Annotated in this window: 6 protein-coding genes and 1 riboswitch; of the genes, 2 read left to right on the forward strand and 4 right to left on the reverse strand. The window is 39.6% G+C overall.

From position 1 onward, the window contains the following. Positions 1 to 251: 251 nt before the first annotated feature. Positions 252 to 929: a Fic family protein gene (locus CLV95_RS18185; RefSeq protein WP_230456581.1), complete on the forward strand. Its 678-nt coding sequence runs from the start codon at positions 252 to 254 to the stop codon at positions 927 to 929. A gap of 168 nt (positions 930 to 1,097) precedes the next feature. Continuing rightward, positions 1,098 to 1,906, forward strand: a protein-coding gene (locus CLV95_RS18190; protein ID WP_100219964.1) for an IS5 family transposase whose coding sequence is annotated in 2 segments (ribosomal slippage) — positions 1,098 to 1,449 and positions 1,449 to 1,906 — 810 coding nt in all. Because the reading frame shifts where the segments join, the coding sequence is not laid out codon by codon here. 181 nt (positions 1,907 to 2,087) lie between these two features. Here CLV95_RS18190 and CLV95_RS18195 read toward each other — a convergent pair. The 4 genes from CLV95_RS18195 to CLV95_RS18210 all read right to left on the reverse strand — a co-directional run bounded on the left by CLV95_RS18195 (position 2,088) and on the right by CLV95_RS18210 (position 7,768). Further along, positions 2,088 to 2,711, reverse strand: a complete 624-nt coding sequence (locus tag CLV95_RS18195) for an ankyrin repeat domain-containing protein (RefSeq protein ID WP_002736298.1) — start codon at positions 2,709 to 2,711, stop codon at positions 2,088 to 2,090. A 366-nt stretch (positions 2,712 to 3,077) separates the two neighbouring features. Further along, positions 3,078 to 4,241 carry a YncE family protein gene (locus CLV95_RS18200; RefSeq protein WP_002721160.1) on the reverse strand — a complete coding sequence of 388 codons (1,164 nt, stop codon included), beginning with the start codon at positions 4,239 to 4,241 and terminating at the stop codon, positions 3,078 to 3,080. Position 4,242: 1 nt separating this feature from the next. Further along, the gene (locus CLV95_RS18205) at positions 4,243 to 6,375 is read right to left on the reverse strand and encodes a TonB-dependent receptor plug domain-containing protein (protein WP_002736294.1); all 2,133 of its coding nucleotides are present in this window, start codon (positions 6,373 to 6,375) and stop codon (positions 4,243 to 4,245) included. 95 nt (positions 6,376 to 6,470) lie between these two features. Beyond that, positions 6,471 to 6,647, reverse strand: a riboswitch (cobalamin riboswitch). 365 nt (positions 6,648 to 7,012) lie between these two features. After that, positions 7,013 to 7,768, reverse strand: a complete 756-nt coding sequence (locus CLV95_RS18210; RefSeq protein ID WP_002736304.1) for a leucine-rich repeat domain-containing protein — start codon at positions 7,766 to 7,768, stop codon at positions 7,013 to 7,015. Positions 7,769 to 7,849 lie beyond the last annotated feature (81 nt).

Genomic DNA, 7,849 nt, shown 5'->3' on the forward strand with positions numbered 1-7,849 from the left:
CTTGGAGATTTGCCCTAACTTTTGGGATTAATGGTTCTATTTTTTCCCAAAGTGCATCGGGGATCTCTGAATAATATTTGTCCATTTCACATTGATATTTTTATGCTTTCTGAGTACAAGCAGTTTTGAGACCGGATCTAAGTCATATTTATGTTACACCAAATATTATCAGAAAAAGCAAGAGTATAATCAAGTATAATAAAAAAGCTAAGCTGGATACTATGCTTTACCAACAGCTACAAGCCATGTCAATGTCTAACTTTAAAGCAATAATGTTCTTACTTTCAAAAGCTGAAATATTTCTATATAAAATAAAAAATAAGGGTAAAAACGGGCAAAGCATATCAAAAGAAAGACCTAAACTAAAAAGCTTTCTTACTTTAAAGAATATTAAATCTATTCACAGAATGATAAGTAAAAATTTTCTGGATGATCCAGAAGCATATCCTGGTAAATTTAGAACATACCCTATTATGACTGGAGTAAATACGAATTACCCGACTTCAACCTACATAAAAAGCCTGATGCAAAAGTATTGTAAAAAATCGAATAAGCTTTTATCTATCTCAGAGATGGATCCGATAAGCGCTGCGGCAATTATTTCTACTGATTTTGTAAATATTCACCCGTTTCCTGATTTTAACGGAAGAATGAGTCGAATACTATTGAACAGTGCATTACATTATCATGAATATCCTTTTCCAATTTCAATTAGGAGTGATTCTAAGGCCAAAAGAAAATATCTATATTCTCTTAGGAAAACAGGGAACCTACAATATAAATATATCTCAGTGTTGTTGGCAAATGAGATAATTGACCAGATTGAAAGACTAAATAAAACATTAAAAATATATGGTAAAAAACAAATTAAAGAAGATTGGGATTACTTTAAAGAATATGAAACTCTGGATGGAACAATATTTTCTTAAACTCGCAGCCTTCGCATAACTTCGTCTCCTCGCTTCGTTCGAGATTTGCTCCGCAAACTCTCACTCCGATCTTTGGCACAGAGAGAAGAGGCAAAATTAAAACCTTCTCTTTAAGAGCGTGTCCCAAAACCTTCTTGTACGGATTAAGTAGTCGTACATCATTGACAAATGAAATCAAAGTTATGCCATTTAGATATACCGGAAGAGATTTGGAAACGTCTCCATCCGTTGTTACCCAAGAGAAATCAGAATCCTCGCAAGGTTGGCCGTCCTCGCCTGGATGATAGATTAGCCATGGCAGCGATATTTTATCGAGTAAGAACAGGAGTTCAATGGAGATATATACCTCCAATGTTTGGTTCAAAATCAACGTTGCATAGAAGATTTCAAGAATGGGTATCAGCAGGAGTTTTTAATAAAATTGAAAAAGAAGCCTTAAAACTCTATGAACGTACGGTTAAAATTAAAACGAAAAGAATGGCAGCGGATGGAAGTTATGCAAAGGCTCCAAAAGGGGGGATTTCACAGGTCCAAACCCGACGGATCGCGGCAAAAGAGGCATTAAAAGGCATATTCTCGTCGATAGGAGTGGAGCGCCTATAGCCTTCGTAATTGCTTCGGCAGAAACACATGATTCTAAGTTATTATTCCCTAATTTGAAAAGATTTAGAATTTTAAGAAATTCTAAAGTTTTGAACCCAGAGATCCTTTCCTTAGATAAAGCCTATGCCACTAACGAGATTAAATCTAAATTAAAAAAGGATAAAATTAGATATCGAATTCCAAATAAAAAGAACGCTAAAAACCCTGAACGGATTGTTCCATTAAAACCTTTTAGATGGACTGTCGAACGCACCTTTGCTTGGTTCAATGCTTTTAGAGGTATAAAAACTTGCTGGGAATTCAAACTCGAAAATTATACTGCCTTATTCCAACTCGCATTCGCTTTCATTTTATTTAGAATGGCACGAAGATAGGTTTTGGGACACGCTCTAAATCTATTAAGCGGGTTAGTCGCATTTTCATTTTTTCCAAAAAAACCTTCTTTGAATTTGAAATCCAAAGACAATTTACAACTTCTACTTTCTCCTTAGAGCCGGTCTCACGTTAGTTAAGATTTTTTCATGTGAATTCTAACAACTTTGCCTCAATCAAATTTCATTTTTCTAATGCGATTGTATATGGAGTTTTTCCTTCGGAACTCCAAATTTTTTTATCGGCACCTTTTTTTAAGAGTAACTGAATGATACCATCACTCCCGGAACGACCCGCGGCGATGTGTAAAGGAGTGATACCTCCCGGATTTTGGAGAGCGTTTGGATCCGCACCTTTTTCCAAAAGGAGCTCCACGACGGCTTTTTTTCCGGTCGCTACAGCAGAATGCAGAGCCGTGTTTCCGTAGGACAATTTACTTTTGGAAGTGAGGCCAAGGTTTGCTCCTGATGAGATCAAAAATTTTACAATTTCCAGATGACCAAAATAGGAGGCAAGATGTAAGGCGGACCAACCGTCATGGGAAAAGGAATTGATCATATCCGAAGAACCGGAAAGCAATCGTTTTGTTTCTTCCAAGTCTCCGAGAGCCGCAGCTTCGAAAAGATTCCGGTCGGGACTGATACCATATATCTCCTTAGAAATGTCTAATTTTCCATAATAAAGAGAAAATAAAACGGGAGTAATTCCCTCTTCCGTTAAACTCTGAAAAAGACTCGGATCTCTTTTTAATAAACCGATCGCTTTCGATTTTTGCCCACCTGCTATCGCCTGAAAAATTTCTTCCATAGACCACCGTCACTTTTTTTGAGAGAGGATTAAAATCTGTTTTCGGAAAAAACTCAAAAAAATTCTTATATTTTAACGATTAGAGGTTTTAACGGCTGAGTGAATAAGAATCAATAAATCAAGATCCAAACTTTAAAATCTAATTCTGAGAATATTTAAACACAAAGCGGCAGAAACACCCACTCTTGTTAAGATTCTAAACTATTTTGCGAAAAGGACTATAAAAAAATCAAGTCATTGAACCGATGAAATCCCATGAAGCATCTCTATAAAATCAAAAAACAACAAAACGTTATAAAGAATTCTGATGATAAATCACTATTCTACGATATTTGAGAATTCTAAAATCTATTTTATAGAGGTTCCCTATTTCAATTCTATAATATCATAAGGTTGAAGGTCTACCGAAATCGGAGTCGGAGTCAACAAAATGTTCCCTCTCTCCGTATCGAACATTGTCACGCCAGGTTGTTGAAATTGAGTATTCCCCACATATAAGATTTTATCCGATGCAAGAAGGATGCTCGACAGACTCGCGTCGTAACTTGAAGGGATGGTAAGAAGAGTGGAAATTTTTTCTCCCGTGCTTGGGTTGAATACCTGCAATGTTTTAGTAAATCCGGAATCCAAAACGGAAACATAACCGACCGTATCCGATTTCACCTGTACAGAAAGAATATCTCCACCCGCAACCGACTCGGAATAAAGAAATCGAGAAACAAAGGAACGAGTCGATAAACGAAACGCGCTGACTCCTCCATCTATTCGACTCTGAAATCCCATTCTAGCGGGAGTTGCAACCACAAGATGAGGCTCTCCGAAAAGATCCACGAGCTGCGGCTTACTCACAGGATTGGAACTTGGAAACGTATATACTCCGATTACTCTATCCGTCGCAATATCGATCTCCAACAAAAGAGAGGTCGTATTCGGAGGAAAATAACCAGAAGGATCGTTTCGATCCAGTCTCTGTACACATACAAAAAGAGAATCACCTACTATTTTCAAACCGTTCATCTCGGGAATTCCGTCGGGCACGGCCCCAAGTGAAACAGGTTCCGCATAACTTCCGAGATCGATCGAACCGATAATCGTCATATATGTCGGGTCCACAATCAACAAACGACTGGAACCGTACAGACTCACATAAGCCTTAGATGCACTTGCAAATTCCATATCCACCGGATTAACCCTCAAACCGAGCGAAAGCTCCGAGACCGTGATAAATCCGTAGTTCGGCTCGAGAACTTGTATGCTATCCCGATTGAGTCGGTTCAACACATATACTCTTCCGATCCCGAAACGAGCAACCGCATCGGAGTGAATCGGAGTCAAACCGGGATAGCTGTAAAGTAAAGAAGAGTTGATTACTTTAAAACGACCTCCACCGCCAAAATCCGTAGTTACGACTCCTATGTTACCGGGAGAGTTTTGAATCAGAAGAAGACTCAGAAAAGACGGCTTTTGAATATCCCGACAAGATAAATTCAAAAAAAAGAATATTATAAAAATATTAATCTTTAATCTCATATCAAAATCTCATACTCAAAGTCACGTACCAACTTCTACCCGGAAGCGGATAACCGATCAGATCGGAAACCCTTCGATCCGTAAAATTCTTCGTTTCAAAAGTAAGTAAAACTTCCCTGGAAGGAGCGGATTCCTTTAAATCTCCCAAAGAATTTTTTACGGACTCTCCCGGTTCCGAATCAAGAATCCAGGTGAAAAAATAGTTCCAAATCTGTCTCTCCGGGATATAGTTGATGTATTCGTTCGTTCTATCGCGAAACACCGCGCCGATATACAACAATTCGATCCCTGTTTCCAATCTCTTCCTTTTCCACGAAAGAGTACTCGCAAACTCGTGTCTCGACCTCAAAGGAAGAATTTTTCCGCGCAGATACACGGAAGAGGAAGTGTTGATCGCATCCTGATAGGTATAGTTGAACAAAAATTTAATCCCATATTTCCAATCTACCCTATGGGAGAACTCGATCCCTCTGATCCGTGCGGAATCTACGTTCTCCGGCCTCAGAGTAAACTGAGAATTCGGAAGAAACAAAATCATATCTTTGATATCTTTGGAAAAATAAGAAACACTCGTTTTCGTTTTTAAGTAAGAATGATTCGTTTTGAACACAAATCCAGCGTCCCCGTTGCCGCTTCGTTCCGGCCTCAGATTCGGGTTTGCAATGATGCTCCCCTGTTCTCCGAACATTTCCAAAAAGGAAGGAATTCTATATTGTCTGGAAACGTTTGCTTGAAATTGAACGTCCCAAGCTTCCCTTTCGAACAACTTCCATACAAAACCTAATTTAGGATTTGTGAATGTGATTTTCTTACTATCGCTCGCAAAAAGATCCTGTCTTCTATACCAAGGTTCCTCCGAAGGGAAACGATCCCTATAATGATCCCAAGTCACAGAAGGAACCAAAAGAACCTTCGCATTCCAAAGACGAACTTCGTCTTCCAAACGAAAGGAAGAATACGTCCTTTCTTTTAGAGGTTCCACTCTTCCGATAACGTTGGAAGGGGTCAACCTATTGCGATCAAAGGATTCCCTTTCTAAAGAAACAAACGCTCTTAGAATTTGATGATAATCCGTTAGATATAAAGTCGGCATGATTTGAATCCCCGCCTGTCGGATTTCCGCTCTGGAATTCGGAGTTCCTTTAGAGAATTCGGAGCCAGGATCGAAAAGATCGTCCTTGGCCGCGGTATAAAAACTTCTAGTCTCAAGACGAAAAAAATCCACGAATAATCCTTTCGTATCCGTTGCAAAAGAACCCGTGTATCGATCGTATTTTCTATGAACCCGATTCGTCTGATTGGAACCCGGTCCCGGAAGTCCGTGAATTCTATGATTGAAGTCGTTTAATAATTTTAGTTCGGTTTTGCCCATTTGATATTTGAGCGTTCCAAAAAGCGCCGCTTTTTCAAATGCCGCATTCCTCCTTCGATCAATCGTGTCGTCTAACGTGTTTAAAACTACGGTTCCGTGATCGTTTTTAAAAGAAAAGTTCTGATCCGATTTTTCGCCGAGCGCCAAAAAACTCGCTCCGATTCCATTGTACGTTCCGGTATGAGAAACGCTCGCCTTGCCCGTGTTAAACGAACCGCCTCCTAGATTGACTCTCGTTCTGGGTTTTCCCGTATCCTTTCTCGTGACGAGATTGACCGAACCTCCGATCGCAGAACCCGAAAAACCGATCGGATTTCCGGACCTGTAAACCTCCACACTTTCCAAACTGTCGAAAGGAAGATCAGCCAGATTGACTTCCCCACCTTGGGAATTATTCAGCGGAATTCCATCCAAATAGATCCTAGATTGATTCGGGTTTGTGCCTCGGATGGAAAGTGTGGAATAAGAGCCGAGTCCTCCAAAGGATCTGACCCTCAGTCCGGCCTCCCTTTCCAAAACCTCCGGCAATGACGTATAACGTGCTGACGTTTCATCGAGTTTAATCGCGGATTGAAATCCGCTCGGGTTGGATCGAAAGTTTTGGGAACCAGAATCGGAAACCTTTCCGATCACCCGAACCGTTTCCGCTTTTTGAACGATGATGGAATCTGAATTATCTTGAGCAACAATCCCGGAAACAAAAATAGAAAATAACAGAATTATAGAATATTCTAAAATTAAAATGTAATTAAATAATCTCATTTATCGCCCGATTGAAAACGCCGGGAAGAAAAAGCGGAAAATCCGAGCGGATGAAAGCCTATTTTTCAAACCCGACTTTAACTCCCGAAAGTCCCGTCAGTTTGCTCAACTTGTTAGGTCTTCTGGCTCTCGCCGATTTTGCATCCTTCCCGCGTTTAAAGCAGTGGTATTTTGCGAAATTTTGGTTGGTGATTACAGCTGCGGGTTCAGCTCCGGACTACAACCGGATTCCCTTCCTCTTTACGAGGACAAACAAGTTGTATTCCAAGATTTCTAGACATGATCCGACGAGCAAGAGAATTCTGTTGCGAAAGAAGGAAGATTAGTTCTACAAGGCTGAAATCAATCGGTCATTTTACGGATAAAACTCGCTCTTGTTCAATTCCAGATTTGGCGCTTCGAATAAGGAGCGTACGAATCCTTTTTTGAATTCGGAGTTTGAAACAGAATTGGAAACTATACGCTTGCTACTACAATATGCAACAATCAAAGAATTCAGGAGAAAACTCTCGATCAGAGATCATAAACGTTATGCATGATAGATTCGCAATGGATAAGAGCCGTCGCCAAATGATCGATTTTTTCAAACGATAAAACTTTGAACGTGAAGATGTCCAACCTTCCACCGCAACTACAGTTATATCTGGCATCTCGATCTCACCAACGCCAACCCCCCTATGCGTCTGCGTCGTAACAACTCCCCATCTATTTCGTATTCCAGCAGGAGATTCCGAATTCTTTCCTTCTCTTGGGGTGAAAAATTATTTCCTTTCAAAACCAAACGCCGCAAGTTCTTCAGATGTCCAATTTCTTTGGGAAGAGTTGTAAGTTGATTATTGCTTAAATCTAAACTTCTCAGCTTTTGAAGTTGTCCAATTTCTTTAGGAAGATTTGTAAGCCGATTCCCGCTTAAATTCAATTCTTCCAGCTCTGAAAGGTTTCCAACTTCATTAGGAAGAATTGTAATTTGATTTTCATTCAAATATAGCTTTTGCAGATTCTTGAGTCGTCCGATCTCTTCAGGAAGAGTTGTAAGCTGGTTGTTATATAACTCTAAACTTCTCAGGTCCTTAAGTTGTCCGATCTCATTCGGAAGAGCTGTAAGCTGATTATTATATAACTCTAAACTCCTAAGGTTCTTAAGTTGTCCGATCTCATTCGGAAGAATTGTAAGCTGATTTCCATCTAAATGTAATTCTTGCAAGTCCTTAAGTTGCCCGATCTCATTCGGGATAGTTCTAAGTTGATTTGCACCTAAATCTAACTCTTCCAGATTCTGAAGTTGTCCGATCTCGTTAGGAAGAATTGTAAGCTGGTTACTATATAAATCTAACTTTTGTAAATTCTTAAATCGTTCGAGTTCTTTAGGAAGAACTGTAAGAGCCGGTCTCAAAACTACCTATCAAAAAAGTTAAAAGCAATGATCGAGCTTGCGAGATAAAGAGATGCAAGATAATTTTCAGATTTTCTTTCC

Origin of the sequence: Leptospira borgpetersenii serovar Javanica, from assembly GCF_003046425.1 — a bacterium.
Lineage (GTDB): Bacteria > Spirochaetota > Leptospiria > Leptospirales > Leptospiraceae > Leptospira > Leptospira borgpetersenii.

What these genes read in the sequence shown, in the direction of transcription:
- CLV95_RS18200 (WP_002721160.1), bottom strand. Translation starts at nt 4,241, where the DNA reads ATGAGATTAAAGATTAATATTTTTATAATATTCTTTTTTTTGAATTTA.
- CLV95_RS18195 (WP_002736298.1), bottom strand. Translation starts at nt 2,711, where the DNA reads ATGGAAGAAATTTTTCAGGCGATAGCAGGTGGGCAAAAATCGAAAGCG.
- CLV95_RS18205 (WP_002736294.1), bottom strand. Translation starts at nt 6,375, where the DNA reads ATGAGATTATTTAATTACATTTTAATTTTAGAATATTCTATAATTCTG.
- CLV95_RS18185 (WP_230456581.1), top strand. Translation starts at nt 252, where the DNA reads ATGTCTAACTTTAAAGCAATAATGTTCTTACTTTCAAAAGCTGAAATA.